Source organism: Streptomyces sp. CRN 30 (assembly GCF_034105845.1).
The window spans coordinates 1-26,529 of the sequence record NZ_JAVRHI010000138.1 but is presented as its reverse complement, the minus strand read 5'-3'; the positions used below and the strand labels follow the sequence as shown (position 1 = coordinate 26,529).

Sequence of the window (26,529 nt, the reverse complement as noted above, 5' to 3'; positions counted from 1 at the left end):
CGCGCCCCTCGGGGCATCGCGCGTCGCACCGGCCTCGCGTGAAGTTTTCCTCATCCACGGCTCATAAAGGGCTCACCGCTCCCGTGAAGTCTGGATGACGTGACCCTGAACCTCCGCCTCGCCCTCGCCCTGTGCGTGTCGCTGTCCCTGTGCGCGCTGCTCGCGGTGCCCGGCAACTTCCCCTCACTCGGCACCGACGCCCGGCTCACGCTCGCCGTCTTCGCCCTGGCGACCTGTGCCTGGATCGGCACGCCGATCGACGACACGTACATCGCGCTCGGCGCCGGGCTGGCGCTGACGGTGACCGGGGTGATCAGCAGCGACACGCTGTTCGGCACCCTGGGCGACTCGACCGTGTGGCTGCTGATCTGCGCGTTCGTGCTGGCGGCGGCGGTGACCCGGACGGGCCTCGCGGGGCGCGTGGCGGTCTTCCTGGTCGGCGGGGCGCGTACGGTACGGCAGTTGACGCACCTGACCACGGCCGCGCTGGTGGTCACGGCGTTCGCGGTGCCCGCCACCTCGGGCCGGGCCGCCCTCGCGCTCCCGGTGTTCCTCGCCCTCGCCAAGGCCCTCGCCGACCGGAAGAGACTGGTCGTGATGCTGGCCCTGCTGTTCCCGACCGTAATTCTTCTGTCGGCGGTGGCGACCCTGATCGGTGCGGGAGCGCATCTGATCACCGTGTCGGTGCTGTGGGAGGCCACCGGGAACCGGATCGGCTTCACGGAATGGCTGCTGCTGGGGCTCCCGCTGGCGGTCGTCAGCTCCCACCTCGCCGCCGAGTGCGTCCTGCTGACGACCACCCGGCGCGAGGACCGCCAGGGCCCCGTGCACATCACACCCGAGCAGATCCAGGAGCACAGCGACCGGCCGGTCACCGGCGCCTGGTCGCAGGCCGAGATCCGGTGCGCGGCGCTGCTCGGCACGGTCGTGCTGCTGTGGTGCAGCGAGCCGCTGCACCAGGTCTCTCCCGCCGTGGTCGCGCTGATCGGCGCGGTCGTGGCCTCCTCGCCGGCCCTCGGCACCGTCCGCCTGAAGGACGCCCTGAGGACCGTCCCCTGGTCGCTGCTGCTCTTCATGGCCGCGACGATGGCGATGGGTGTCGCGCTCGCCGACTCGGGCGCGGCGAAGTGGCTGGTGGGCGGGTTGCCCGCGGGCGGGGTCCCGCCGGCCCTGTTCCTGACCGTGGTGATCGTCGTCAGCACGGCGGCCCACCTGGTGCTCCAGTCCCGTTCGGCGCGCTCCTCGGTGCTGGTCCCGCTGGTGGTCGCGGCCGCCGTGGGCGCCGGGGTCAACCCGGTCGCGGCCGCCCTCGCCTCCACCGCCGCCGCGGGCTTCTGCCACACCCTGCCGGCCTCCGCGAAGCCGGTCACGCTCTTCGCCGACATCCCCGGTACCCCCACCTACACCCCGCGCGACCTGCTCCGGCTGTCCGCCGTCCTGGCGCCGCTCACGGCCGCCCTGGTCCTGCTCTTCGCCGTCGCGGTGTGGCCGCTGCTCGGCGTCCCCGTCCTCCGCTGACCCATCGTTGGGAGACCGTCCCATGTCGCACTCCATGCTCACCCGTATCGCCGTCGCGCCCAGCGGCTTCAAGGAGTCCCTCTCCGCCCAGGCCGCCGCCGACGCCATCGCGGACGGTGTCCGCCGGGTCCTGCCCGACGCCGAACTCGACCTGATCCCGCTGGTGGACGGCGGCGAGGGCACCGCCGCCGCACTGGCCGCCTCGACCGGGGGCCGGCTGGTCGCGCTCCCCGCCACCGGCCCGGTCGGGGAGCCCCTGGGCACCCACTTCGCGCTGCTCGGCGGCGCCCGGGACACCGCCGTGGTGGAGATGGCGGCGGTCGCGGGCCTCTCCCTCGTCCCGCGCGGCCTGCGCGACCCCGGCGCCACCACCACGTACGGCGTCGGCGAACTGATCCGCGCCGCGCTCGACACGGGCGTACGGCGGATCCTCGTCGGCTGCGGCGACTCGGGTACGTCCGACGGGGGCGCCGGCGCGCTCCAGGCCCTGGGGGCCCGGCTGCTGGACGCGGACGGCCGCGAGCTGCCCCCGGGCGGGCGGGAGCTGAACCGCCTGCGCCGCGTCGACCCGGCCGGCCTGGACCCCCGCCTCGCGGACACCGAACTGCTCGTCGCCTGCAACCCGTACAACGTGCTGTGCGGGGAGCGCGGCGTCGCCCGGGTCTTCGGCCCGCAGAAGGGCGCGACGCCCACGCAGGTGGAGGAGCTCTCGGCGGGGCTGGAGAACTGGGCGCGCGTCCTCACCCGCGACCTCGCCGTCACCGGCACCGATCTGCGCCACGGCCCCGGCACCGGCGCCTCCGGCGGCCTGGGCGCGGGGCTGGCGGCGCTGGGCGCCCGGCTGCTGCCCCGCTTCGACGTGCTCCTGGACAGCCTCGACCTGGACGCCCGGCTGGCCCGCGCCGACCTGGTCCTGACCGCGGAGGGCGCCCTGGACCACCAGACGCCCCGCGGCAAGGTCCCGGCCGAGGTGGCCCGGCGCGCCAAGCTGCACGGGCGGCCGGTGCTGGCGCTGGCGGGCACCCTCGGCGAGGGCGCCCACGACGTACCGGGCGTGGACGCCTGTCACGGCATCCTGCCCGCGCCGATGGCCCTGGCCGAGGCCCTGGTCCGCGCCTCCGAACTGCTCACCGACGCCACCGAGCGCGCCCTGCGGATGATCCTGCTGGGCGCCCGGCTACCGGCGCCCGCCTCCGTGACGGCCCCGTTGCCCGCCCCGCTGACCGTCCCGGCGGCTCACGCGGCGGTGTCGGGCACGCAGCGCCCGTTCTCCGTCCGGTAGCCCCACTTGGCACCGTCCCGCACGAGCTCGGCGACCGCGGCCGTGAACCGCTCCACGTGCTCGTCGGGCGTGCCCGCGCCGAAGCTCACGCGGATGGCGTTGAGCGACTTCTCGCCGGGCGCGGCCTCGGGCGCCCCGCACTCCCCCTGCGCCCCGGGCGCGGTGCCGAGCAGCGTGCGCACCAGCGGGTGGGCGCAGAACAGGCCGTCGCGGACGCCGATGCCGTACTCGGCGGAGAGCGCGGCGGCGAAGTGCGAGCTGTTCCAGCCCTCGACGACGAAGGAGAGGACCCCCACGCGCGGGGCGTCGTCGCCGAACAGCGACAGGATCCGCACCCCGGGAACCGCGGTGAGCCCCGTGCGCACCTTCTCGACCAGGTGCCGCTCGCGGGCCACGAGACGGTCGAAGCCCTCCTCGGTGAGCGCCTTGCAGGCGGAGGCGATGGCGTAGGCGCCGATGACGTTCGGGGAGCCGGCCTCGTGGCGGGCGGCCCCCTCGTGCCACTCGACGTCCACGCCGCCGTCCGCGCGGCGCGAGACGGTGCGGGAGGCGCCGCCGCCCGCCAGGTAGGGCTCGGCCTCGCGCAGCCAATCGGCGCGCCCGGCGAGGACCCCGGAGCCGAAGGGCGCGTACAGCTTGTGCCCGGAGAAGGCCACCCAGTCGACGTCCAGGTCACGCACGGACACCGGGTGGTGCGGGGCGAGCTGCGCGGCGTCCAGCACGATGCGCGCGCCGTGCGCGTGCGCGGCGGCGGCCAGCTCGCGCACCGGCCACAGCTCTCCGGTGACGTTGGAGGCGCCGGTGACGCACACCAGCGCGGGGCCCTGGGGGACGCGGGCGGCCAGGGCGCGCTCCAGGGTGGCGACGGCCTCGTCCGGGGTGCGCGGGGCGTCCAGGTACGTCACCCGGGCGTCTCGCCAGGGCAGCAGCGAGGCGTGGTGCTCGGTCTCGAAGACGAACACCTGGCAGCCGGCGGGGAGCGCGGTGGCCAGCAGGTTCAGCGAGTCGGTGGTGGAGCGCGTGAAGACGATCTCGTCCTCCTCGCGGCAGCCCAGGAACTCCGCGACCGTCACCCTGGCGTTCTCGAAGAGGTCCGTCGACAGCTGCGACAGGTACCCGGCGCCCCGGTGCACGCTGCCGTAGTACGGGGCGTAGGCCGCCACGTCGTCCCACACCCGCTGGAGGGCCGGGGCGCTCGCGGCGTAGTCGAGCGCGGCGTAGGTGACCTCGCCGCCGGTGACGAGCGGGACGGTGACATCCCGGCCCAGAACGGGCAGCGGAGTACAAATGGACTGGTCGGCGGCAACGGTGGAGACAGACATGGGTGCACTCCTGTGCGAGCAGACGGAACTCACCGCGCGAGCGGGGGCGCTCGAGCGCGGACGAGAAGAAAAAGGGTGTGCGGAGGCGGGGCTCTGCGGCCCTATCGCATTCGCTTGCTCAACAGAAGGCTCCTCGAGGACCAGGACCCCTGGCCCCGCACTTACCGAGAAGTGCGCGAGGGGTCCGCGCTTGCCGCAGACCTCGCTGCCTGCGGCCTGGTCTTCACCCGGGGCACCCCGCCACGGACGGAGGGTTGCCGGACAGTCGGCCGGGGCCTCATGACTGTCGCTCATGACCTGGTACGGGAACGTACGTGAAGTGATCGTCGTCCCGCAACCCGTGTCCGGATCGCGGGACGACGAACAGCTGGGCGCTACGCGTTGCTGGCGGCCACCCAGCGTTCCAGGGTCCGCTTCGCCGCGCCGGAGTCGATGGACTCGGCGGCCTCGTCCATGCCCGCGCGGATCTGCTCGGCCAGCGTGCCGGCGCCCGGCTCCAGGGCCACCAGGGCCGCCGCCGAGTTGAGCAGGACGGCGTCCCGTACGGGGCCCTCCTCACCGTTCAGCAGACGGAGCGCCACGTCGGCGTTGTACGAGGCGTCCGCGCCCCGCAGCGCCTCGACCGGCACCAGGTCCAGGCCGACGTCGCGCGGGTCGAAGGACTCCTCCGTCACCTCGCCCGCGCGCACGACCCACACCCGGGACGTGGCCGTGGTGGTCAGCTCGTCGAGGCCGTCGTCGCCGCGGAAGACCAGGGAGGAGTGGCCGCGCCGGGCGAAGACGCCCGCCATGATCGGCGCCATCCGCGGGTCGGCGACGCCCACCGCCTGCGCCTGCACCTGTGCCGGGTTGGCCAGCGGGCCGAGGAAGTTGAACACCGTGCGGATGCCCATCTGGCCGCGGGCGGCGGCCACATGGCGCAGCGCCGGGTGGAACTTCACCGCGAAGCAGAAGGTGATCCCGGCCTCCTCCGCCACCTGCGCCACCCGCCGCGGGGTCAGCTGCAGGTTGACGCCGAGCTCCTCCAGGACGTCCGAGGCCCCGGAGGCCGAGGAGGCGGCGCGGTTGCCGTGCTTGACGACCTTCGCGCCGGTGCCGGCGACGACGATCGACGACATGGTGGAGATGTTGACCGTCTTCGCGCCGTCCCCGCCGGTGCCGACGATGTCCACCGTCCTCCCCGGCACCTGGATGACGTTGGCGTGTTCGTACAGCGCCCGCACGCAGCCGGAGATCTCCTCGACGGTCTCGCCCTTGGCGCGCAGCGCCACCGCGAAGGCGGCGATCTGCGCGTCCGTCGCCTCGCCGCGCATGATCAGGTCCATCGCCCAGGCGGTGTCGTCCGCGGTCAGGTCCCGCCCCTCGAGCAGTCCGTTCAGTACGGCGGGCCAGGAGCGGCCCGCCGCGGTGTCGCCTCCAGCGGGGGTCACAGCGCTCATCAGCCGCTCCTGGGTGTGTCTCTCCGGGGAGAGTGAGTAAAGACGCCTCCACCCTATCCACCCCCGGAGACGGGGAAGGGCCCCGTCCGGTGTCCGGACGGGGCCCTTCCTGTGGCGTGGCTGAGGCAGCGATCAGTGGTGGCCGTGGCCGCTCGTGATCTCCTTGTACTCCTCGACGGTCGGCTTGGCGATCTGGTTCTCCTCGCCGTAGTAGCCCTTGCTGAGCTTGGCGCGGAGCCTCTCGATCGGCGACACCTTGCGCTTGACGCCGTTCTCGTCGACCTCGGGGCCGATCGCGGCCGGCTGGTACTGCTCGTGCGCGGTGAGCGTGTACAGCTGCTCCTGGCTGAGCGGCTCGTGCACCTCGACGAACTCACCGTGCGGCAGGCGCTTGATGATGCCCGTCTCACGGCCGTGCAGCACCTTCTCGCGGTCCCGGCGCTGCAGGCCGAGGCAGATCCGCTTGGTGACGATGAACGCGATGACCGGTCCGGCGAAGAACCCGATGCGGACGAACCAGGTGACCGCGTTGATCGACATGTGGAAGTGGGTCGCGACCAGGTCGTTGCCACCGCCGATGAGGCCGATCATGTACCAGGTGATCCACGCGACACCGAAGGCGGTGCGGGTCGGGGCGTTGCGCGGGCGGTCCAGGATGTGGTGCTCGCGCTTGTCGCCGGTGACCCAGGACTCGAAGAACGGGTACAGCGCGATCACGGCCAGCACCAGACCGAAGACGACCAGCGGGATGAACACGCCCAGGGCGAGCGTGTGGCCCCAGAGGTTGATCTCCCAGCCCGGCATGGCGCGGACCAGGCCCTCGGCGAAGCCCATGTACCAGTCGGGCTGTGCGTTGGTGGACACCTGGTCCGGACGGTACGGGCCGAGCGCCCAGATCGGGTTGATCGTGACGAGTGCCGAGATGATGGCGATGACACCGAAGACCAGGAAGAAGAAGCCTCCGGCCTTGGCCATGTACACCGGCAGCAGCGGCATGCCGACGACGTTCTTGTTGGTCTTTCCGGGGCCCGCGTACTGCGTGTGCTTGTGGTAGAAGACCAGGATCAGGTGCGCCACCATCAGGCCGAGCATGATGCCCGGCAGCAGCAGGATGTGGATCGAGTAGAAGCGGGCCACGAAGTCGTCGCCCGGGAACTCGCCGCCGAACAGGAACATCGAGATGTACGTGCCGACGATCGGCACGGACAGGATCGCGCCCTGCGTGAAGCGGACACCGGTGCCGGAGAGCAGGTCGTCCGGGAGCGAGTAACCGGTGAAACCGGTGAACATGCCCAGGGCGAACAGCAGGAAGCCGAACAGCCAGTTGATCTCACGCGGCTTGCGGAACGCGCCGGTGAAGAAGACGCGCATCATGTGCACGAACATGCCGGCGAGGAAGATCAGCGCGGCCCAGTGGTGGATCTGCCGGATGAGCAGACCGCCCCGTACCTCGAAGCTGATGTCCAGCGTCGACTTGAAGGCCTCACTCATCAGCTGGCCCTGCAGCGGCACGTAGACGCCGTGGTACTCCACCTCGTTCATCGAGGGGTGGAAGAACAGCGTCAGGTACACACCCGTGAGGATGATGATGAGGAAGCTGTACATGCAGATCTCGCCCAGCATGAACGACCAGTGGTCGGGGAAGATCTTGCGCATATTGGCCTTGGCCAGGGAGTAGATCCCCAGTCGGCCGTCGGCCCAGTCGGCGACGCGCTCGCCGGCCGGTGCCTTCCCGCGCGGGCGCGGGTCGGCGGCGGTGGTGTTCGTAGTGCTCATCCGCGCTCCCAGAAGGAAGGACCGACGGGCTCCTCGAAGTCGCCGAGCGCCTCGAGGTAACCCTCACCGTTCACACCGATGCGCAGCTGCGGCAGAGCGTGACCGGCCGGGCCGAAGATGACGCGGGCACCGTCGGAGAGGTCGAAGGTGGACTGGTGGCAGGGGCAGAGGACGTGGTGCGTCTGCTGCTCGTACAGGGAGATCGGGCAACCGACGTGGGTGCAGATCTTCGAGTACGCCACGATGCCCTCGTGGGACCACTCGAGCTCGCGCTTGTCCTTGATGTCGTTCGGGTGGAGCCGAACGATCATCAGGGCCGCCTTGGCGATCTCGTTCATGTAGCCGTGCTCGTGCGGGTCCAGGCCCTCGGGCGCGGCGAACGTGAGCGAGCCGACGGCGACGTCCGAGGGACGCATGGGCTCGCCGGTGTTGTGGTTGATGAGCAGCTTGCCCTTTTCCCAAGCCGTGTGGCGCAGCTTGGTCCCGGGCGCGGGGCCGAGGCCGCCCAGCAGGAAGACGCCGGAGAGCGGCACCAGGGCCAGCGCGCCGAACATCGTGTTGCGGATCAGCTTGCGGCGGCCGAGCTGCGACTCCGCGGCACCCGCCCGGAAGTCGGCCATGACCTTGGCCTTGACCTCGGGCGACGCCTCGATCGGGTGACGCTCGTCGGCGACCTCCACGTCCGACATCAGCGTGCGGGCCCAGTGGACCGCGCCGGCGCCGATGCAGAACAGGGCGACGCCGAGCGTGGTGCCCAGCGCCAGGTTCAGCGCGCTGACGTGGCCGAGCGTCCAGACGTAGACGTGCTTGTCGACCGGGATCGCCAGGTACGCGACGATGAAGCCGACGGTCGCCAGCATCGAGAGCGTGAACAGCATGGCGACCGTGCGCTCGGAGCGCCTGGCGGCCTTCTCGTCGATGTCCTGGATGCGGTGCTCGTGGGGCGGCAGACCCGGATCGCTGAACGGGTGCTTCTCGTCCGCCACGTCCACGGCGCCGTGCGCGGTGTCCTGCGCTGCGGGCAGGTTCTCTTCTGGAATGTCTTGGCTACTCATGACTTCTTGGCCTTTGCGGTCCGAGCGGCGACCCAGACGGCGACGGCGATCAGCGCACCGAGACCGAAGACCCAGGCGAACAGGCCCTCACTGACCGGGCCGAGGGCGCCGAGGCCGATGCCGCCGGGCGTCTCGGTGTCGTCGCTGTTGACCGCGTCGAGGTAGGCGATGATGTCCTTCTTGTTCTCCGCCGTCAGCGTCGTGTCGGGGAAGGAAGGCATGTTCTGCGGGCCGGTCTGCATGGCCTCGTAGATGTGCTTCGGGTCGACGCCGTCGAGGCTGGGCGCGAACTTGCCCTCGGTCAGCGCGCCGCCCTTGCCGGTGAAGTTGTGGCACTGCGCGCAGTTGGTGCGCCACAGCTCACCGCCGTTGGCGATGTCGGCGTCCGCGGGGTCGTACTGCTCCTCAGTCGGGACGGTCGGTCCGGCGCCCAGCGAGGCGACGTAGGCCGCGAGCTGGTCGATCTGGGCCTGCGTGTAGATGTTCTTCTTGCGCGGGACCTGCGCGCCCGGCTGCTGGGCCGGCATGCGTCCGGTGCCCACCTGGAAGTCGACGGCTGCGGCGCCCACACCCACGAGGCTCGGCCCGTCGGAGGTGCCCTGACCACCGGTGCCGTGGCAGCTGGCGCAGCCGACGGCGTAGAGCTTCTGGCCCTCTTCGATGGCCAGGGACTGGGCGGTTTCGTCGGCCTGCGCCTTGTCAGCGGGCGCGAAGACGGCGTACAGCCCCCCGGTGGCCGCCAGCGCGATGAGTAGGACGACGATCGCCGCCAGCGGATGGCGTCGTCGTGCGGAGAGCTTTTTCACGGATTACCCCGGTGTCAGGATCTTCTGCGTCGATGCTTCTGGTAGTGGATCGGTCCGTCGCGGCCTTCGGTGTACCGCCGACGGCAGCCCGATTTACTTGATGATGTAGATCGTGGCGAAGAGGCCGATCCAGACGACATCGACGAAGTGCCAGTAGTAGGACACGACGATGGCGGCGGTCGCCTGCTCGTGGGTGAACCTGCGGGCCGCGTAGGTGCGCCCGAGGACCAGCAGGAAGGCGATGAGACCACCCGTCACGTGCAGGCCGTGGAAGCCGGTCGTCAGGTAGAAGACCGAGCCGTACGGGTCGGACGAGAGCGAGAGGCCCTCGTGCTTGACCAGCTCGGTGTACTCGAAGACCTGGCCGCCGATGAAGATCGCACCCATGATGAAGGTCACGACGAACCACATCCGGAGCTTCTTCACGTCCCCGCGCTCGGCGGCGAAGACGCCGAGCTGGCAGGTGAGGGAGGAGAGCACCAGGATCGTGGTGTTCGTCAGCGAGAACGGGAGGTTCAGGCTGTCCGCCTTCTCGCTCCAGAACTCCGGACCGGTCACCGATCGCAGGGTGAAGTACATCGCGAAGAGGGCCGCGAAGAACATCAGCTCGGAGCTCAACCAGATGATGGTTCCGACGCTGGTGAGGTTCGGTCGGTTGACCGACGGGTGCGCGTGCCCGGTATCTACTGTCGTTGCTGTCGCCACGACCGACATTATGTCGGTCGCTTATCCCGCCCTCACTCCGGGGGGTGCCGTTCGGGGTGTCCGCGCCCCGTGCGCTGCCCGTTCGGCCCATCGAAGCCCTGTCAGAACCCGTGCTGACGGGGTGTTCGGAGGGGTAGCATCCGCGCATCGGTCCTGTTGCCGTGCCCGTATCTCGTACGTACGACGCCGACGTCCCGGAGGAAGCATGCAGCCGACCGCAACGGTGCTGGTCTACAGCGACGACTCGAGCACCCGCGAGCAGGTGCGGCTCGCGACCGGGCGCAGGCCGGCCCCGGACGTCCCCGCCGTCACGTTCGTCGAGTGCGCCACGCCCGCCGCCGTCGTGCGGGAGCTGGACAAGGGCGGTGTCGACGTCTGTGTCCTGGACGGCGAGGCCGTGCCGATGGGGGGCATGGGGGTGTGCCGCCAGATCAAGAACGAGGTCTTCGACTGCCCGCCGGTGCTGCTGCTGATCGGCCGCCCGCAGGACGCCTGGCTGGCCACGTGGAGCCGGGCGGACGCGGCGGTGACCCTGCCGGTGGAGCCGGTGGAGTTCGCCGGCGCGCTCGCCTCCCTGCTGCGCCGTCGGGCGGCCGTGAGCGCCTGACAGCCGCCCGTACCGCCCCACGGGGTGGTACGGGCCGTGTAAGGGCCCCGTAAGGCGGTCGCGGGCCGTGTGCGGCCGTCACGCGGACTCGGGGCGGAGCCTGGCCCGTTCGTCGGGGCGGGGGCCGTCCACGTCGGTCACCAGGGCGCTGCCCGCGCGCCAGGCGCGCCAGTCGAGGTTCCAGTCGCCGAAGCCGTTGCCGAAGGGCGTCATCGTCTCGCCGCCGGAGTTGACGACCTGCACGATGTCGCCCTCGCGCACGGTGTCGAAGAACCACTCGGCGTCGTCCGTGCTCATGCCGGTGCAGCCGTGGCTGACGTTGGCGCTGCCCTGGGAGCCCACCGACCAGGGGGCCGCGTGCACGTACTCGCCGCTCCAGGTCACCCGGGCGGCGTAGTAGACGGGCAGGTCGTAGTCGTCGGAGCTGTCCCGCGCTATGCCGATGGTCTCGCCGCGCATCCGGACGAAGTACTCCTTGCCCAGCACGACCTTGACGCCGTTGCGGGTCTCGAAGCCGGGCTTGCCGGTGGTGACCGGGATCTCGTTGACGACCTCGCCGTTGCGGTGGACCGTCATCCGGTGCGCGGCGGCGTCGGTGACGGCGATCAGCCGGTCGCCGGTGGTGAGCTTCAGCGGCTTGGCGCGGCCGCCGCGCAGGCGGTCGCCGATCCGCATGCCCTCCAGGTTGCTGCGCACCCGGATCGTGGCGTGCGTGGGCCAGTACTCCGCGGGGCGGTAGTGCAGCTTCCGGTCGTCCACCCAGTGCCAGGCGCCGTCCACGGCGGGCGTGGCGTCGACCTTGAGGGCGCGTTCCACGACGGCCCGGGCGGCCCGGTCCCGGACGGGGGCGCCGAGCTCGGCCACCACGGGCTGACCGACGCCGTACTCGCCCGCTTCGGGGCCGAAGGTGACGTCCAGCCGGCCGGTGGTGCGCGGCCGGCCGGTGCGGTGGGTGAGGGACTCGTGCCCGCGCCGGCCGTCGGCGTCCTCCGTGCTCACCCGGACCGTGTAGCGGGCGCCGGCGGCGAGCGGGGACGTGCTGTGCCAGCGGCGCCCGTCGGCGGAGAGTTCGCCCGCGACGTACCGTCCCGCCCCGTCCACGGCCGTGACGTCCGTGAGCGTCGCGCCGTCGGCGCTGATGTCCAGGGGCCGGTCCGGGTCGGCCTTCCCGCCGTCGCCGGCGGGGGTGTTGAGCGAGACGTGGTCCGCCGCGTCGTACGGCGTGGCCGCGAGCGGATGGCCGTCGGCCCCGCACGCGGTGACGGCCAGGCCCAGGACCACCAGCGACACGGTTGTACCGGCGACCGTGCGGTGACGCGGAGTGCGGTTCATGGCCTCACGGTAGGGAGGCCCGTCCGGACGGGCGCGGCGGATGACCCGTACGGGGGAACGGGATACGGCATACGAAGGAGCCCGGACCTCCTGGCGGAGTGTCCGGGCTCCCGTGTGCTCGGCGCGTGCTACTGGTTCTGGTTCTCTCCGCGGTAGTACTCGAAGACCCAGCCCCACAGGCCGAACGCGAGGATCGGCAGCGAGAAGTACAGCAGCCACCAGCCGAAGACGACGCCCATGAAGGCGAGCGCGCCACCGGCGGCCAGGGAGAGCGGCTGCCAGCTGTGCGGGCTGAAGAAGCCCAGCTCGCCGGCGTCGTCCGCGACGTCCGCCTCCTTGTCGTCCTGGGCGCCCGCGTCGACCCGCTTGGCCGTGAAGGCCAGGTAGAAGCCGATCATGACGCTCAGGCCGAAGGCCAGGAAGAGTGCCGTGGTGCCGGCCGGCTCCTTGGACCACCAGCCGTAGACGATGGCCATGACCAGGATGAAGACGGCCAGCCAGATGAACATCTTGCCCTGGATCTTCACTTGCCGGCCTCCTTGCCACCGACGAGGGCCTTCTCGTCACGCTCGACGTTCTCGAGCTGGTCCAGCGCGGCGATCTCGGGGTGGTGCAGGTCGAACGCCGGGGATTCGCTGCGGATCCGCGGCAGCGTGGTGAAGTTGTGCCGCGGCGGCGGGCAGGAGGTCGCCCACTCGAGCGAGCGGCCGTACCCCCAGGGGTCGTCGACCTCGATCTTCTTGCCGTACTTGGCCGTCTTCCAGATGTTGTAGAAGAACGGCAGGATCGACAGGCCGAGCACGAACGACGCGATCGTGGAGATGGTGTTCAGCGCGGTGAAGCCGTCGGCCGCGAGGTAGTCCGCGTACCGGCGCGGCATGCCCTCGGCGCCCAGCCAGTGCTGCACCAGGAAGGTGCCGTGGAAGCCGACGAACAGCGTCCAGAAGGTGATCTTGCCGAGCCGCTCGTCGAGCATCTTGCCGGTGAACTTCGGCCACCAGAAGTGGAAGCCGGCGAACATCGCGAAGACCACGGTGCCGAAGACCACGTAGTGGAAGTGGGCCACCACGAAGTACGAGTCGGAGACGTGGAAGTCCAGCGGCGGCGCGGCCAGGATGACACCGGTCAGACCACCGAAGAGGAAGGTGATCAGGAAGCCCGTCGACCAGAGCATCGGTGTCTCGAAGGACAGCGAGCCCCGCCACATGGTGCCGAGCCAGTTGAAGAACTTCACACCGGTCGGGACCGCGATCAGGAAGGTCATGAAGGAGAAGAACGGCAGCAGCACACCGCCGGTGACGTACATGTGGTGCGCCCACACCGTCACCGACAGACCGGCGATGGCGATGGTCGCGCCGACCAGGCCCATGTAGCCGAAGATCGGCTTGCGGGCGAAGACCGGGATGATCTCACTGACGATGCCGAAGAACGGCAGCGCGATGATGTACACCTCGGGGTGGCCGAAGAACCAGAACAGGTGCTGCCAGAGCAACGCGCCGCCGTTGGACGGGTCGAAGATCTGGGCGCCGAACTTGCGGTCCGCCTCCAGGGCGAACAGCGCGGCCGCGAGGACCGGGAAGGCCAGCAGGACCAGCACACCGGTCAGCAGCACGTTCCAGGTGAAGATCGGCATGCGGAACATCGTCATGCCGGGGGCGCGCATGCAGATGATCGTGGTGATGAAGTTGACCGCACCGAGGATCGTGCCGAAGCCGGAGAGGGCCAGACCCATGATCCACATGTCGGCGCCGACACCCGGCGAGCGGACCGCGTCCGACAGCGGGGAGTAGGCGAACCAGCCGAAGTCGGCCGCACCCTGCGGGGTGAGGAAGCCGCCCACCGCGATGAGCGAGCCGAACGAGTACAGCCAGTAGGCGAACATGTTGAGCCGCGGGAACGCCACGTCGGGCGCGCCGATCTGCAGCGGCATGATCCAGTTCGCGAAGCCGGAGAACAGCGGGGTGGCGAACATCAGCAGCATGATCGTGCCATGCATGGTGAACGCCTGGTTGAACTGCTCGTTCGACATGATCTGCGTGCCCGGGCGGGCGAGTTCGGCGCGCATGAAGAGCGCCATCACGCCGCCGATGCAGAAGAAGGCGAACGACGTGACCAGGTACAGCGTGCCGATCGTCTTGTGGTCCGTGGTGGTCAGCCACTTGATCACCTGATTGCCGCGCTGCCGGTTCCGCGCCGGCTGCCCGTTCTCGTACGAGTCGGCCGCGGCACCCTGGGATGCGTTGAGGATGCTCACAGCTGGTTCGCCTCCCGGTTCTTCTCGTGTTCGGTCTGCTCGATGCCGGCCGGGGCGTACCCGGTCTGGCCCTTCTCCGCGAGCTCCTTGACGTGCTGCTCGTAGCGCTCTTCGGAGACGACCTTCACGTTGAACAGCATCCGGGAGTGGTCGACGCCGCACAGCTCGGCGCACTTGCCGAGGAAGGTGCCCTGCTTGTTCGGAGTCACCTGGAAGGCGTTGGTGTGGCCCGGGATGACGTCCTGCTTCATCAGGAACGGCACCACCCAGAAGGAGTGGATGACGTCACGCGAGGTGAGGACGAAGCGGACCGTCTTGCCCTCGGGGAGCCAGAGGGTCGGGCCGGGGTTGTTGGTCTGCTCGTTGCGGGTGCCCGGGATGCCGCAGTCGTAGACACCGCCGGCGTTGTCCGGGAAGTCGTTCTTGAACCGGTCCGGGATCGCGTCCAGGTTCTTGTCCGTCTTCGCGTCGCCGGTGGAGCCCTCGACGTTCTCGACGTAGTTGAAGCACCAGCTCCACTGGAAGCCGACCACGTTCACCGTGACGTCCGGCTTCTTGGAGGTGTCCAGGAGCTCGGACTCGTCGCGCGCGGTGAAGTAGAAGAGCACCGAGACGATGACGAGGGGGACGACCGTGTACAGCGCCTCGAGGGGCATGTTGTACCGGGTCTGCGGGGGAATCTCGACCTTGGTGCGGCTGCGCCGGTGGAAGAACGCACTCCACAGGATGAGGCCCCACACCAGCACGCCGACGGCGAGCGCGGCCGCCCAGGACCCCTGCCACAGGGAGAGGATCCGCGGAGCCTCTTCCGTGGTCGGGGTGGGCATACCGAGGCGGGGGAAGTCTTCCCAGTTGTACGAGCAACCGGTGGCTGTCGCCAGGACCAGCCCCGCAGTCAGTGCCTGCAGCAGCTTCCGCCGCATCGGGCGCCGCGGAACGGGGGTACCGCCCGCGCCCTCCTGGGCGTGGGGGAGGTCGGAGCCGTTGGGACTCACGTAGCGCCTTCCCGAGAGTCTCGCCCGCGCTTGTCGGCTGCGGCCTCGCTGGTCGGTCGCCGCCCTGCGTCGGGCAGGGGTTTGGATGTTTATGCGGACCAAACCCTACTGGACGCCATTTGGGGTCGCGCGGGGAGGGTGCCCAACGCGCCGCCGGACACCCCGAAGGGGTGGAATGCCCGGCTCCGCACCCCGTCTGACGGCCCCTTGGCGGCACCGGCCGGGGCGGCGGGGCGGTGCGGCGGGACGACACCCCCCGTACCGGCGGGCCCCGGTCCCTCGCGGGGTTAGCGTGGCGGCGTGTCCTACTTCGACGCCGCATCCGCCGCTCCCCTGCACCCCGTGGCCCGGCAGGCCCTGACCGCCTCGCTCGACGAGGGCTGGGCCGACCCCGCCCGCCTGTACCGCGAGGGGAGGCGGGCCCGGCTGCTGCTCGACGCGGCGCGCGAGGCGGCCGCCGAGGCGGTGGGCTGCCGCCCGGACGAGCTGGCCTTCACCTCCTCCGGCACGCGCGCGGTGCACTCCGCGATCGCGGGCGCGCTGGCGGGGCGCCGCCGCACCGGGAGCCATCTAGTCGTGTCGGCTGTCGAACACTCGTCCGTGCTCCACGCGGCCGAGGCGCACGAAGCCGGGGGCGGAACGGTTTCCCGGGTGCCGGTGGGCCGGACGGGTGCGGTCGACCCGTCCGGGTACGCCGCGGCGCTCCGCCCGGACACGGCCCTGGCCTGCCTGCAGTCGGCCAACCACGAGGTGGGCACCGAGCAGCCGGTCGCCGAGGTGGCCGCGGCGTGCCGGGCGGCCGGGGTGCCGCTGCTGGTGGACGCGGCCCAGTCGCTGGGCTGGGGGCGGGTGGCGGGCGACTGGTCCCTGTTGACGGCCAGCGCCCACAAGTGGGGCGGCCCGGCCGGTGTCGGACTGCTCGTCGTGCGCAAGGGGGTGCGGTTCGCGCCGCAGGGCCCGGCGGACGAGCGGGAGTCGGGGCGGGCCGCCGGGTTCCCGGACATCCCGGCGATCGTGGCGGCGGCGGCCTCGCTGCGCGCCGTACGGGCCGGGGCGGCCGAGGAGGCGGCACGGCTGCGGGAGCTGACGGAGCGGATCAGGGCGCGGGTGCCGGGGCTGGTGGCGGACGTGGAGGTGGTCGGCGACCCGGTGCGGCGGCTGCCCGGGATCGTCACCTTCTCCTGTCTCTACGCCGACGGGGAGACCCTGCTGCACGAGCTGGACCGGGCCGGCTTCTCGGTGTCCTCCGGCTCCTCCTGCACCAGCAGCACCCTGACGCCCAGTCACGTGCTGAGGGCCATGGGCGTGCTCAGCGAGGGCAACGTGCGCGTCTCCCTGCCGGTGGGCGCGGCTCAGGAGGACGTCGAGCGGTTCCTGGCGGTGCTGCCGGACGCGGTGGCGGCGGTGCGCGGGAAGCTGGGGGCGCCGGGGAGCACGGCGGCCGTCGGGGAGGACGCCCCCGCCGCGGACGTCCTCGTCGCGGAGTCCCCCACCGTGGAGGACCTCTCCGCGGACTCCCCCGCCGCCGGGGACTCCGCGGTGGACGACTCCGCCGCGGAGGCCCTCGTCGTGGACGCCCTCGGCAAGCGGTGCCCGATCCCGGTCATCGAGCTGGCCAAGGTGATCGGCACGGTGCCGGTGGGCGCGACGGTGCACGTCCTGGCCGACGACGAGGCGGCCCGGCTGGACGTCCCCGCGTGGTGCGAGATGCGGGGACAGGAGTACGTCGGGGAGGAGCCGGCGGACCGGGGCTCGGCCTACGTGGTCCGCCGGCTGGCGTAGTCCCCGGCCCGCTCAGCCCAGGTGGACCTGGACCTCGGCGGCGGCCTCGTCGCCGTACGCCTTGGTGAAGCGCTCCAGGAACTGGGGGCGGCGCAGCCGGTACTCCTGGGTGCCGACCGTCTCGATGACCAGCGTGGCGAGCATGCAGCCGATCTGGGCGGCGCGCTCCAGGGGGACGCCCCAGGCGAGGCCGGAGAGGAAGCCCGCGCGGAACGCGTCGCCGACGCCGGTCGGGTCCGCCTTGCGCTTTTCCTCCGGGGTGCCGACCTCGATCGGCGCCTCGCCGACGCGCTCGATGCGCACGCCCTGCGCGCCGAGGGTGGTCACGCGGTGGCCGACCCGGGACAGGATCTCGGCGTCCGTCCAGCCGGTCTTGGACTCGATGAGCCCCTTCTCGTACTCGTTGGAGAAGAGGTAGGCGGCGCCGTCCAGCAGGATGCGGATCTCCTCACCGTCCATGCGGGCGATCTGCTGCGAGAAGTCGGCGGCGAAGGGGATCGAGCGGGTGCGGCACTCCTCGGTGTGGCGCAGCATCGCCTCCGGGTCGTCCGCGCCGATCGAGACGAGGTCGAGACCGCCCACCCGGTCCGCGACGGTCTTCAGCTCGATGAGGCGGGCCTCGCTCATGGCGCCGGTGTAGAAGGAGCCGATCTGGTTGTGGTCGGCGTCCGTGGTGCACACGAAGCGGGCCGTGTGCAGCGTCTCGGAGATGCGCACGGAGTCGGTGTCGACGCCGTGCCGGTCCAGCCAGGCCCGGTACTCGTCGAAGTCGGCGCCCGCCGCGCCGACGAGGATCGGCCGCGTGCCGAGCTGGCCCATGCCGAAGGCGATGTTCGCGCCGACCCCTCCGCGGCGCACGTCGAGGGCGTCGACCAGGAAGGAGAGGGAGACCGTGTGCAGCTGGTCCGCGACGAGCTGGTCGGCGAAGCGGCCGGGGAAGGTCATGAGGTGGTCGGTGGCGATGGAGCCGGAGACTGCGATACGCACGGCGAGGACACGCTCCTGCGAGGGAGGGGAGGGAGTTGACAGTTCACGCTACCCGGTCGTCCGGGCGCACTGAAGCAGGCAAAATTACCCGATGGTAGGTCTTCTTCGGTGGCTGTGGCGGTGCGTACGGTTCCGCCATGACGAACCCCGAGGATCCGGGGAACCGTGGTTCCGCCACGCCCGGCCCCGGCGGCTCCCTCGCGGAGCTGCGCGGCGACTGCGCCCGGATGGTGCCGCACTGGGCGGTCCCCGAGGCGCCCGCTCCCCGGCCGGTGCCCCCGTCGCTGATCCACGGGGTGACGGTGCCGCCCGCGTCCGCTCGGCTGCTGGACGCGATGTCCGAGTACGGCGACTGAGCCGGACGGCCGTCCGGCCCGTCCCGCTCCCCGGCGCGCGGCTCCGGCCGGGCGCCTGATCAGGGAACCGCACGCTCCTCCGCCGCGTCCCATCGCTGTCCCCGCGCAGGGGACCCGGTACAGGACCCTTTCGTGCCCCTTTCTCCTGTCAGGACCGGGCCACCAGGGACAGCTGTGGAGCCGAAGGAGCGATGCGGTGAGCACCGAGCGACCCGAGCCCGAGGACTACGACGAGGACCACGACGCGACGCCCGACGCCTCCGGCGGTACGGGCGGTGCGGGTGATACGAGTGTCGCGGGCCCGGGAAGCGATGCCGCGGCGGGCGGGGAGAAGCGGAAGCGGCGGCGGCCCCCGGCGGTCGTCGGGGCCGTGGCGGCGGCGGTGCTGCTCGCGGGGGGCGGCGGCGCCTATGTGGCCGGGACCGCCGGCGGCGGTCCGGGCGGGGACGGCGGACCCGGTTCCTCCGGTGCCGGTGCCGACGGCACTCCCCCGCCGCTCGCCCTGGACGGCTACGCCGACGGCTCCGGCGAGGGGACGGTCCCGGCGGTCCCGCCGGACGGCACCACCTACCGCGCCGACGGCGACCTGCCCGGCGGTCCGCACTCCGCCCCCGTGTACCGCGCGGCCGGCGAGGTCACCTCCGCCGAGGTGGCCCGGCTCGCGCGGGCGCTCGGTGTCGAGGGCACGCCCCGGGCCGAGGGCGGGTCGTGGCGGGTCGGCGCCGCCGGGGACGGTGCGGGCCCGTTCCTCCGGGTGGACGTGCGGGCGCCGGGCACCTGGACCTTCAGCCGGTACGCGCCGGGCACGGACAACTGCGAGAAACCGGACGTCTGCGCCGCAGGCACCACCGGCGGCACCCCGGTGGGCGAGGCCGCGGCGAAGAAGGCGGCGGCCCCGGTGCTGGCGGCCGTGGGCCAGGACACCGCCGAGCTCGACGCCGGCCAGGTCATGGGCGGCCTCCGGGTGGTGAACGCCGATCCCGAGGTCGGCGGGCTCCCCACGTACGGCTGGACCACCGGCATCCAGGTCGGCGGGGACGGCCGGGTCGTCGGCGGGAGCGGCAACCTGAAGGCGCCGGTGGAGGGCGACACGTATCCCACGATCGGCTCGCGGGAGGCGCTGGACCTGATGAACGGGCCGGGCCGCGTCGACGGCGGCGGGCGCCAGGGCATCGGCGGCTGCGCCGGACCCGTGCCCCTGCGGCAGGACGAGGAGCCGTGCGAGAGGCCGACACTGGCGCCGGAGCCGGAGCCCGTCGCCGTGACGGACGCCGTGTTCGGGCTCGCGGCGCACCACGTGGACGGCGAGCGGGCGCTGGTGCCGTCCTGGTTGTTCGAGGCGCGGCCGGACGGAGCGGGCCGGAGCTTCACGGTGACGCATCCGGCCGTCGAGCCGGACCGCCTGGCCACGGCGGAGCCACCCGCGTCGGCCCCGGCCGGGTCGCCGACCCGGGTCCCCGGCAAGCCGGGGGGTGACGTACCGACCTCGGCACCGGCGACGCGCGAGGTCGACATCGAGGGCTGGACGGCCGACGGCAAGGACCTGACCGTCAGCTTCTGGGGCGGGGTCTGCCACACGTACGCGGCGTCGGCGGACGAGGAGACCGGCCGGGTGACGGTCACGGCGACCGAGAAGCCGTCGCCGCCGGACAAGGTCTGCGTGCTGATCGCCAAGGCGGTCGAGCGGACGGTGCGCCTGGACGCGCCGGTCGGCGACCGCGAGGTGGTGGGCCCGGACGGCAAGGAGATACCCGAGGGCGGCCTCAGCGGCGCCTCCGAGGGGAAGAAGTAGGACGGCGCGGGCGACGGGTGCGGGAGCGTCCCGGGCCCGGAACGACGCGAAGGCGGCGCCCCCGGAGGGGTCGCCGCCTTCCTACGCGTGCGGGCAGGGGCCGTCGGCTCAGCTGAAGGAGTCGCCGCAGGCGCAGGAGCCCGTCGCGTTCGGGTTGTCGATCGTGAAGCCCTGCTTCTCGATGGTGTCCACGAAGTCGATGGACGCGCCGCCGAGGTAGGGGGCGCTCATGCGGTCGGTGACGACCTTGACGCTGCCGAACTCCTTGACGACGTCGCCGTCGAGGGAGCGCTCGTCGAAGAAGAGCTGGTAGCGCAGGCCGGAGCAGCCACCGGGCTGGACGGCGACACGCAGGGCCAGGTCGTCACGGCCTTCCTGGTCGAGCAGGGCCTGGACCTTCGCCGCGGCGGCGTCGGACAGGATGATGCCGTCGGTGACGGTGCTGGTCTCGTCCGATACGGACATCTACATCTCTCCCGGGTTGTACGGAGACTGCTTGCCGACGAGTGCAACCGGCCGGGCCGCGGATTCATTCCTGGGCCGGGCGATTTCCCCGCGTCTCCTCATGCTCGCACATGGGCCGGGGACCCGACAGCGTCCCGGGAGCGGGTGGGTCCGGCCCCACGGACACCATGCGCCACACGGGTTCCGAGGGATCACAGCCGGCCGGGCGCCCCGCGCGCCACACGGGCGCCGCCGGGATTCACGTCACATCGACGCTATGGGCATCGTCAAAGTGACGTGAACCAGTTATGATAGATAGCGTCAATTCGACGAAAAGGTCGGCCGCACGTTCCGTCGCCCCGCAACCCGGGCCGGCGAGCGAGCCGCAGAACAGAAAGGGTGCGTGTCGTGACCACCGCCCAGACCCAGGAGCTCGACGTCCAGCCGACGCCCCTCGCCCTGCTGCTGCTCGGCCGCGAGGCCGACCCCAGGAGCGAGCGCGGCGTCGAGTGCCCCGGCGACCTGCCCTCGCCGTCCGACCCGGACCTGGTGGAGCGCGCCCGCGCGGCCAAGGAGAAGCTCGGGAGCAAGGTCTTCGTGCTGGGCCACCACTACCAGCGCGACGAGGTCATCCAGTTCGCCGACGTCACGGGTGACTCGTTCAAGCTGGCGCGGGACGCGGCGGCGCGCCCGGAGGCCGAGTACATCGTGTTCTGCGGTGTCCACTTCATGGCGGAGTCCGCGGACATCCTGACCGGCGACGACCAGAAGGTGGTCCTGCCCGACCTGGCCGCGGGCTGTTCCATGGCCGACATGGCCACGGCCGAGCAGGTCGCCGAGTGCTGGGACGTGCTGACCGAGGCGGGAATCGCCGAGCAGGTCGTGCCCGTCTCGTACATGAACTCCTCCGCGGACATCAAGGCGTTCACCGGCAGGCACGGCGGCACGATCTGCACCTCCTCCAACGCGAAACGGGCGCTCGACTGGGCGTTCGAGCAGGGCGAGAAGGTCCTCTTCCTCCCCGACCAGCACCTGGGCCGCAACACCGCCGTGCGGGACATGGGCATGTCGCTGGAGGACTGCGTCGTCTACAACCCGCACAAGCCGAACGGCGGGCTCACCGCCGAGCAGCTGCGCGCCGCGAAGATGATCCTGTGGCGGGGCCACTGCTCCGTCCACGGCCGCTTCTCGCTGGAGTCCGTGGAGGACGTACGGGCCCGGATCCCCGGCGTGAACGTGCTGGTCCACCCGGAGTGCAAGCACGAGGTGGTCGCCGCCGCCGACCAGGTGGGCTCCACGGAGTACATCATCAAGGCGCTGGAGGCGGCCCCGGCCGGTTCCAAGTGGGCGATCGGCACGGAGCTCAACCTCGTCCGCCGCCTGGCGAATCGTTTCGCGCCCGAGGGCAAGGAGATCGTCTTCCTCGACAAGACGGTCTGCTTCTGCTCCACCATGAACCGCATCGACCTGCCCCACCTGGTCTGGACGCTGGAAAGCCTGGCCGAGGGGACCCTCGTCAACCGCATCGAGGTCGACAAGGAGACCGAGGCGTTCGCCAAGCTGGCGCTGGAGCGGATGCTGGCGCTGCCGTAACCGCCCTCGGGGCCGTGCGCGCACCGGCACGAAAGGGGGCGCCCCTCGCATGAGGGGCGCCCCTTCGTCGTGCGTACGCACGGCCGTACCGGTCAGACCTTGGCCGGCTCCGGCTCGCCGGACTCCGCGCCGGCCGGGTCCTCGGCCGGGCCGCCGGACCCGCCGTCCCGCTTGGCCGCCTTCTTCGCGGCCCGCCGCTCCTTGCGGAGCTCGACCATCGTGTAGAGGGTCGGGACCAGCAGCAGGGTCAGCAGCGTCGACGTGATCAGACCACCGATCACCACGACCGCCAGCGGCTGCGAGATGAAGCCGCCCTCGCCCGTGATGCCCAGGGCCATGGGGACGAGAGCGAAGATCGTCGCCAGGGCCGTCATCAGGATCGGGCGCAGACGGTGCCGGCCGCCCTCCATGACGGCCTCGATCACGCCGTACCCCTGACTCCGGTACTGGTTGATCAGGTCGATCAGGACGATCGCGTTCGTCACCACGACACCGATCAGCATCAGCATGCCGATCATCGCGGGGACGCCCAGCGGGGTGCCCGTGACCAGCAGCAGACCGAGCGCGCCCGTCGCCGCGAACGGGATGGAGACCAGCAGGATCAGCGGCTGGATCAGCGAGCGGAAGGCCGCGACCAGCAGCATGAAGACGATCGCGATCGCCGCCAGCATGGCGAGGCCCAGGTTGGCGAACGCCTCGTCCTGGTCCTCGGTGACACCGCCGATGGTGGCCGTGGCGCCCGCCGGGAGGTCCAGCGCGTCGATCTTCGTCATCAGGTCCGCGCTCACCGCGCCCGTGTTGTCACCCGTCGGCCGCGCCGTGACGGTGGCCGACCGCTGGCCGTCGATGCGGGTCATCGAGACCGGGCCGTCGACCAGTTCCACGGTCGCGACGTCGCCCAGGGTCACCGGGCCGAGCGGCAGCGCCTTCAGCCCGGCCAGCGTGTCGGCCGGCCGCGCGGACTTGATGACGATGTCCCGCTCGGTGTCGTCGAGGGTCACCGTCCCGCTCGTCGTGCCGCGCACCGCCTGGCCGACGACCGCGCCGAGCGTCTGGTCGTCGAAACCGGCCGCCGCGGCGTTCTCGTTGGCCCGGACCGAGATCCGCGGCACGCTCTGCGAGAGGTCGCTGGTGACGTCGCTGACGTCGTCCAGCGACTCCACCGCCTCCTGGACCTGCTCGGCCGCCTCACGCAGGACGTCCGCGTCGGCCGCCTTCACGATGACGCTGAGGTCCTGGGAGCCGAAGCCGCCACCGGCCCCGATCGTCGTCGTGCCGATGCCGAGGAGCTTGCCGAGGCCCTCCTCGATGCGCTCCTGGACGTCGTCGGAGGAGGCGTCCTCCTCGAGCATGACCGTGTAGGTCGCCTGGTTGGTGTCCGTACCGCCGCCGAAGGCCGCCATGAAGCCGGAGGAGCCGATCGTGACCTGGTAGTCCTTGACGCCCTCCGTCCCGTCGAGCATCTTCTCGACCTTCTGGGCGGCCTCGTCGGTCACCGCCAGGCTGGTGCCGGGCTGCAGCTCCTGGGAGACGCTGAGGACCTCCTGCTCGCCCATGTCGAGGAAGTTCGTCTTCAGCAGCGGCGTCATGCCGAACGTGCCGATCAGGACGACGACCGCGATGCCCACGCTCGCCATCCGGCGGCGCGTCGCGAACCGCAGGACCGGGCCGTAGATCCGCTGGAGACGGCTCTTGCGCTCCTTCTCCTCGGCCTGCCGGCGCGCCTCCTCGGCGTCCTCGGGCGTGCCCTTCGGGGCGCGCAGGAACCAGTACGACAGCACCGGCACGACCGTCAGCGAGACGAGCAGGGAGGCCAGCAGCGCCGCCGTCACCGTGATGGAGAAGGACCCGAACAGTTCGCCGACCATGCCGCCGACCAGACCGATCGGCAGGAAGACCGCGACCGTCGTGAGGGTGGCGGAGGTGATGGCACCCGCCACCTCGCGCACGCCCTGGATGATCGCGTCCCGGCGTTCCTCGCCGTAGCCGAGGTGGCGCTTGATGTTCTCCAGGACCACGATCGAGTCGTCCACGACCCGGCCGATGGAGATGGTGAGCGCGCCGAGCGTGAGCATGTTCAGGGACAGGTCACCGATCCACAGCACGATCAGCGCGAGGACGACCGACAGCGGGATCGACACCGCGGTGACGAGCGTGGAGCGGATCGAGGTCAGGAAGACCAGGATGACCAGGACCGCGAAGACCAGGCCGAGCATGCCCTCCGTGGTCAGGCCCTCGATGGACTTGGCGACCGCCGGGCCCTGGTCGCTGACGACGGTGATCTCCGCGCCGGACCCCAGGTCCTCGCGCATCCCGGGCAGCGCCTCCTCGACGGCGTCCGAGATGGCGACCGCGCTGCCGTCGCGGTCCATGGTGACGGAGACGGCGAGACTGGGCTCGCCGTTGGTCCGGGCGAGGGAGGTGGCCGCGGCCTCCTCCTCCTTGACGGTGGCGACGTCACCGAGGCGTACCGGCTCCGCGTCCTCGCCCTCGCCGGTGACCCGCAGGTTCTCGATCTGCTCGAGCGAGGTGAGGCCCCCGCCGACCTGAACCGTACGGTTGCCGCCGTCCTCGTCGAAGGAGCCCGCCGGAACGGTGGCGCCGGCCGACTGGAGCGCCTGGCCCAGGGCGGCCGTGGTCAGGCCAGCCCGCGCGAGGTCGGCGTCGTCGGGCGTGACGGTGACCTGGAGGTCGCGCACTCCGTCGACCGTGACCTGGCCGACGCCGTCGATGCCCTCCAGCTCGGGCACGACCGTCTGGTCGAGCCGCTCGGCGAGGGCCTGCTGGTCCTGGTCGGAGGTGACGGCGAGGACGACCGCCGGGAGGTCGTCCGTGGACCCGGCGACGACCTGCGGGTCGACGGAGTCCGGCAGCATGACCCGGGCCCGGTTGACGGCCTGCTGGACGTTGCCGACGAGCGTGTCGGTGCCGGGGCCGTAGTCGAAGGTCGCCATGATCACGGCCGTGCCCTCGGCGGCCGTGGAGGTGACACCGGTGACGCCGTCGACGGCCTCCAGGCTGTCCTCGAGGGGTTCGACGACCTGCTTCTCGACCACGTCCGGGGACGCGCCCTGGTACGGCGCCAGCACGGACACCATGGGCAGTTCGATGGTGGGCAGCAGCTGCTGCTTGAGCTGCGGTATCGCGATCGCACCGAAGACGATCGCAATGATCGACATCAGCCCTATCAGGGCCCGTTGCGCGAGGCTGAATCGGGACAGCCAGGACATGGGTCAGCGTCTCTCTTCTGTGGCCTACAAGCGGAGAAGGGGCGCAGATGAGCGCCACTCCTACACCCTGGGCCATCGGACGGCGCCGATCCGTCGCCCCTGGGTCCATTTCCGTGCGGGACGCGTACTGCGGGCGCAGTAGGGCGGGGCCGGGAGCGGTCCACCCTTGGGCGGACCGGTGGACGGGGCGGCTCGTCAGCGGCCGGTCAGCGGATCGTCAGCGGTTCAGGGCCCGTCCGGTTCCCGGCCACCTCGGCGTCACTCCGCGCGCGGGCGGACCAGCCCGGACTCGTACGCGGTCACCACCAGCTGGGCGCGGTCGCGGGCGCCCAGCTTGGCCATGGCCCGGTTGACGTGCGTCTTCACCGTCAGCGGGCTCACTTCGAGGCGTTCGGCGATCTCGTCGTTGGAGAGTCCGCCGGCGACCTGGACGAGGACCTCGCGCTCCCGGCCGGTGAGGGACTTCAGCCGCTCGGAGCGGGCGGTGTCGCGGCCGTCGTCCTCCGCGCAGCCCTCGTGCGCGAGGAACCGGGCGATCAGTTTCTTGGTCGCGGCGGGCGACAGCAGTGCCTCGCCGCCCGCCGCGACCCGGATCGCGTTGAGCAGTTCGTCGGGCTCCGCGCCCTTGCCGAGGAAGCCGGAGGCGCCCGCGCGCAGCGACTGCACCACGTACTCGTCGACCTCGAACGTCGTCAGCATCACCACGTGGACGTGGGCCAGCGCGGGGTCGGCGGTGATGAGCCGGGTGGCGGCGAGGCCGTCGGTGCCCGGCATGCGGATGTCCATCAGGACGACGTCGGCGCCTGTCCCGCGGGCGAGCCGGACGGCCTCCGCCCCGTCCGAGGCCTCCCCGACGACCTCCATGTCCGGCTCCGAGTCGACGAGCACGCGGAAGGCGCTGCGCAGCAGCGCCTGGTCGTCGGCGAGCAGGACACGGATGGTCATGCGGTCTCCCCTGGGGCGGTACGGGTGGTGGCGCGGTGTCCGGCTGGGCGGACGGTCACCGGCGTGGCACTGGCGGAACGTTTCGGCCGGCCGACTGCGGGCGGGGTCGGCCGGCCGTGGGCGGAGCGACCGGATGCCCGCACCGCCGCGTCACACGGTGTCCGGGCCGGCGGCCGTCCGGCCGTCGACCGGCAGGATCGCATGGACCCGGAAGCCGCCGCCGTAGCGGGGGCCCGCGGTGCAGCGGCCACCGAGCGCCGTCACCCGCTCGCGCATGCCGAGCAGCCCGTGCCCGCCGCCGTCCTCGCC

At 71.6% G+C, this 26,529-nt stretch carries 21 protein-coding genes, 1 pseudogene and 1 riboswitch; of the genes and pseudogenes, 7 read left to right on the top strand and 15 right to left on the bottom strand.

Translation table 11 applies throughout. The features are described from left to right. Positions 1-99 precede the first annotated feature (99 nt). Complete coding sequence (locus tag UW392_RS13265) at positions 100-1,518, top strand: SLC13 family permease (protein ID WP_320775148.1); 1,419 nt, start codon at positions 100-102, stop codon at positions 1,516-1,518. Between the two features lie 34 nt (positions 1,519-1,552). After that, positions 1,553-2,800, top strand: coding sequence for a glycerate kinase (locus UW392_RS13260; RefSeq protein ID WP_320775195.1), 1,248 nt, complete (start codon positions 1,553-1,555; stop codon positions 2,798-2,800). Here UW392_RS13260 and UW392_RS13255 read toward each other — a convergent pair. From UW392_RS13255 to UW392_RS13230, 6 genes are all read right to left on the bottom strand, one after another. Beyond that, entirely contained in the window at positions 2,755-4,122 is a 1,368-nt protein-coding gene (locus tag UW392_RS13255) for an aminotransferase class V-fold PLP-dependent enzyme (RefSeq protein ID WP_320775147.1), read from the bottom strand. The genes UW392_RS13260 and UW392_RS13255 overlap by 46 nt on opposite strands. A 181-nt stretch (positions 4,123-4,303) precedes the next feature. Continuing rightward, positions 4,304-4,420: riboswitch (SAM riboswitch) on the bottom strand. A 76-nt stretch (positions 4,421-4,496) separates the two neighbouring features. Further along, complete coding sequence (trpD, locus tag UW392_RS13250; protein ID WP_320775146.1) at positions 4,497-5,561, bottom strand: anthranilate phosphoribosyltransferase; 1,065 nt, start codon at positions 5,559-5,561, stop codon at positions 4,497-4,499. A 132-nt stretch (positions 5,562-5,693) separates the two neighbouring features. Continuing rightward, the gene (locus tag UW392_RS13245) at positions 5,694-7,337 is read right to left on the bottom strand and encodes a cytochrome bc complex cytochrome b subunit (protein WP_320775145.1); all 1,644 of its coding nucleotides are present in this window, start codon (positions 7,335-7,337) and stop codon (positions 5,694-5,696) included. Beyond that, entirely contained in the window at positions 7,334-8,392 is a 1,059-nt protein-coding gene (locus UW392_RS13240; protein WP_320775144.1) for a ubiquinol-cytochrome c reductase iron-sulfur subunit, read from the bottom strand. Before UW392_RS13240 ends, UW392_RS13245 begins: the two co-directional genes overlap by 4 nt. Continuing rightward, the gene (locus UW392_RS13235) at positions 8,389-9,198 is read right to left on the bottom strand and encodes a c-type cytochrome (RefSeq protein WP_320775143.1); all 810 of its coding nucleotides are present in this window, start codon (positions 9,196-9,198) and stop codon (positions 8,389-8,391) included. The genes UW392_RS13240 and UW392_RS13235 overlap by 4 nt, the downstream gene beginning before the upstream one ends. A gap of 93 nt (positions 9,199-9,291) precedes the next feature. After that, complete coding sequence (locus tag UW392_RS13230; RefSeq protein WP_320775142.1) at positions 9,292-9,912, bottom strand: heme-copper oxidase subunit III; 621 nt, start codon at positions 9,910-9,912, stop codon at positions 9,292-9,294. Between the two features lie 196 nt (positions 9,913-10,108). Between UW392_RS13230 and UW392_RS13225 the strand changes: the two genes are divergently transcribed. Next, on the top strand, positions 10,109-10,510 hold the full coding sequence (locus UW392_RS13225) for a hypothetical protein (protein WP_320775141.1): 402 nt from the start codon (positions 10,109-10,111) through the stop codon (positions 10,508-10,510). Between the two features lie 78 nt (positions 10,511-10,588). Here UW392_RS13225 and UW392_RS13220 read toward each other — a convergent pair whose 3' ends face one another. The 4 genes from UW392_RS13220 to coxB form a co-directional block, all read right to left on the bottom strand. Then, a complete protein-coding gene (locus UW392_RS13220) occupies positions 10,589-11,842 on the bottom strand; it encodes a L,D-transpeptidase (protein WP_320775140.1) in 1,254 nt (417 codons plus the stop codon). A 128-nt stretch (positions 11,843-11,970) separates the two neighbouring features. Further along, positions 11,971-12,369 (bottom strand): cytochrome c oxidase subunit 4, encoded by a 399-nt coding sequence (locus tag UW392_RS13215; protein ID WP_320775139.1) that lies wholly within the window; start codon positions 12,367-12,369, stop codon positions 11,971-11,973. Further along, positions 12,366-14,096, bottom strand: a complete 1,731-nt coding sequence (gene ctaD, locus UW392_RS13210) for a cytochrome c oxidase subunit I (protein WP_320775138.1) — start codon at positions 14,094-14,096, stop codon at positions 12,366-12,368. Before ctaD ends, UW392_RS13215 begins: the two co-directional genes overlap by 4 nt. Continuing rightward, positions 14,093-15,091 (bottom strand): cytochrome c oxidase subunit II, encoded by a 999-nt coding sequence (gene coxB / locus UW392_RS13205; protein WP_414496043.1) that lies wholly within the window; start codon positions 15,089-15,091, stop codon positions 14,093-14,095. The genes ctaD and coxB overlap by 4 nt, the downstream gene beginning before the upstream one ends. Positions 15,092-15,391: 300 nt before the next feature. On the opposite strand from coxB, the gene UW392_RS13200 reads away from it, so the two are divergent. Beyond that, positions 15,392-16,873: a cysteine desulfurase/sulfurtransferase TusA family protein gene (locus UW392_RS13200; RefSeq protein ID WP_320775137.1), complete on the top strand. Its 1,482-nt coding sequence runs from the start codon at positions 15,392-15,394 to the stop codon at positions 16,871-16,873. A gap of 12 nt (positions 16,874-16,885) precedes the next feature. Here UW392_RS13200 and UW392_RS13195 read toward each other — a convergent pair whose 3' ends face one another. Further along, the gene (locus UW392_RS13195) at positions 16,886-17,860 is read right to left on the bottom strand and encodes a carbohydrate kinase family protein (protein WP_320775136.1); all 975 of its coding nucleotides are present in this window, start codon (positions 17,858-17,860) and stop codon (positions 16,886-16,888) included. Between the two features lie 137 nt (positions 17,861-17,997). On the opposite strand from UW392_RS13195, the gene UW392_RS13190 reads away from it, so the two are divergent. Beyond that, positions 17,998-18,216, top strand: coding sequence for a hypothetical protein (locus tag UW392_RS13190; protein ID WP_320775135.1), 219 nt, complete (start codon positions 17,998-18,000; stop codon positions 18,214-18,216). A gap of 196 nt (positions 18,217-18,412) precedes the next feature. After that, positions 18,413-20,008, top strand: coding sequence for a hypothetical protein (locus UW392_RS13185; protein ID WP_320775134.1), 1,596 nt, complete (start codon positions 18,413-18,415; stop codon positions 20,006-20,008). A 108-nt stretch (positions 20,009-20,116) separates the two neighbouring features. Here the strand turns inward: UW392_RS13185 and UW392_RS13180 are convergent, their stop codons facing one another. Then, the gene (locus UW392_RS13180) at positions 20,117-20,473 is read right to left on the bottom strand and encodes an iron-sulfur cluster assembly accessory protein (protein WP_320775133.1); all 357 of its coding nucleotides are present in this window, start codon (positions 20,471-20,473) and stop codon (positions 20,117-20,119) included. Positions 20,474-20,860: 387 nt separating this feature from the next. Here UW392_RS13180 and nadA point away from each other — a divergent pair, with 387 nt between their 5' ends. Then, a complete protein-coding gene (gene nadA / locus UW392_RS13175) occupies positions 20,861-22,045 on the top strand; it encodes a quinolinate synthase NadA (protein ID WP_320775132.1) in 1,185 nt (394 codons plus the stop codon). Positions 22,046-22,137: 92 nt separating this feature from the next. On the opposite strand, the gene UW392_RS13170 is transcribed toward nadA, so the two are convergent. The 3 genes and pseudogenes from UW392_RS13170 to UW392_RS13160 all read right to left on the bottom strand — a co-directional run. Beyond that, on the bottom strand, positions 22,138-25,275 hold the full coding sequence (locus tag UW392_RS13170) for an efflux RND transporter permease subunit (protein WP_320775131.1): 3,138 nt from the start codon (positions 25,273-25,275) through the stop codon (positions 22,138-22,140). 258 nt (positions 25,276-25,533) lie between these two features. Next, the gene (locus tag UW392_RS13165; RefSeq protein WP_320775130.1) at positions 25,534-26,220 is read right to left on the bottom strand and encodes a response regulator transcription factor; all 687 of its coding nucleotides are present in this window, start codon (positions 26,218-26,220) and stop codon (positions 25,534-25,536) included. A 150-nt stretch (positions 26,221-26,370) separates the two neighbouring features. After that, positions 26,371-26,529 (bottom strand): annotated as a pseudogene (locus UW392_RS13160) (two-component sensor histidine kinase); the annotation flags it as partial.

Bases quoted from the DNA above. Each gene is read 5' to 3' on its own strand.
- UW392_RS13255 (WP_320775147.1), bottom strand. From the start codon at position 4,122: ATGTCTGTCTCCACCGTTGCCGCCGACCAGTCCATTTGTACTCCGCTG.
- trpD (WP_320775146.1), bottom strand. From the start codon at position 5,561: ATGAGCGCTGTGACCCCCGCTGGAGGCGACACCGCGGCGGGCCGCTCC.
- UW392_RS13180 (WP_320775133.1), bottom strand. From the start codon at position 20,473: ATGTCCGTATCGGACGAGACCAGCACCGTCACCGACGGCATCATCCTG.
- UW392_RS13170 (WP_320775131.1), bottom strand. From the start codon at position 25,275: ATGTCCTGGCTGTCCCGATTCAGCCTCGCGCAACGGGCCCTGATAGGG.
- UW392_RS13240 (WP_320775144.1), bottom strand. From the start codon at position 8,392: ATGAGTAGCCAAGACATTCCAGAAGAGAACCTGCCCGCAGCGCAGGAC.
- UW392_RS13190 (WP_320775135.1), top strand. From the start codon at position 17,998: ATGACGAACCCCGAGGATCCGGGGAACCGTGGTTCCGCCACGCCCGGC.
- UW392_RS13165 (WP_320775130.1), bottom strand. From the start codon at position 26,220: ATGACCATCCGTGTCCTGCTCGCCGACGACCAGGCGCTGCTGCGCAGC.
- UW392_RS13225 (WP_320775141.1), top strand. From the start codon at position 10,109: ATGCAGCCGACCGCAACGGTGCTGGTCTACAGCGACGACTCGAGCACC.
- UW392_RS13245 (WP_320775145.1), bottom strand. From the start codon at position 7,337: ATGAGCACTACGAACACCACCGCCGCCGACCCGCGCCCGCGCGGGAAG.
- UW392_RS13230 (WP_320775142.1), bottom strand. From the start codon at position 9,912: ATGTCGGTCGTGGCGACAGCAACGACAGTAGATACCGGGCACGCGCAC.
- UW392_RS13220 (WP_320775140.1), bottom strand. From the start codon at position 11,842: ATGAACCGCACTCCGCGTCACCGCACGGTCGCCGGTACAACCGTGTCG.
- UW392_RS13260 (WP_320775195.1), top strand. From the start codon at position 1,553: ATGCTCACCCGTATCGCCGTCGCGCCCAGCGGCTTCAAGGAGTCCCTC.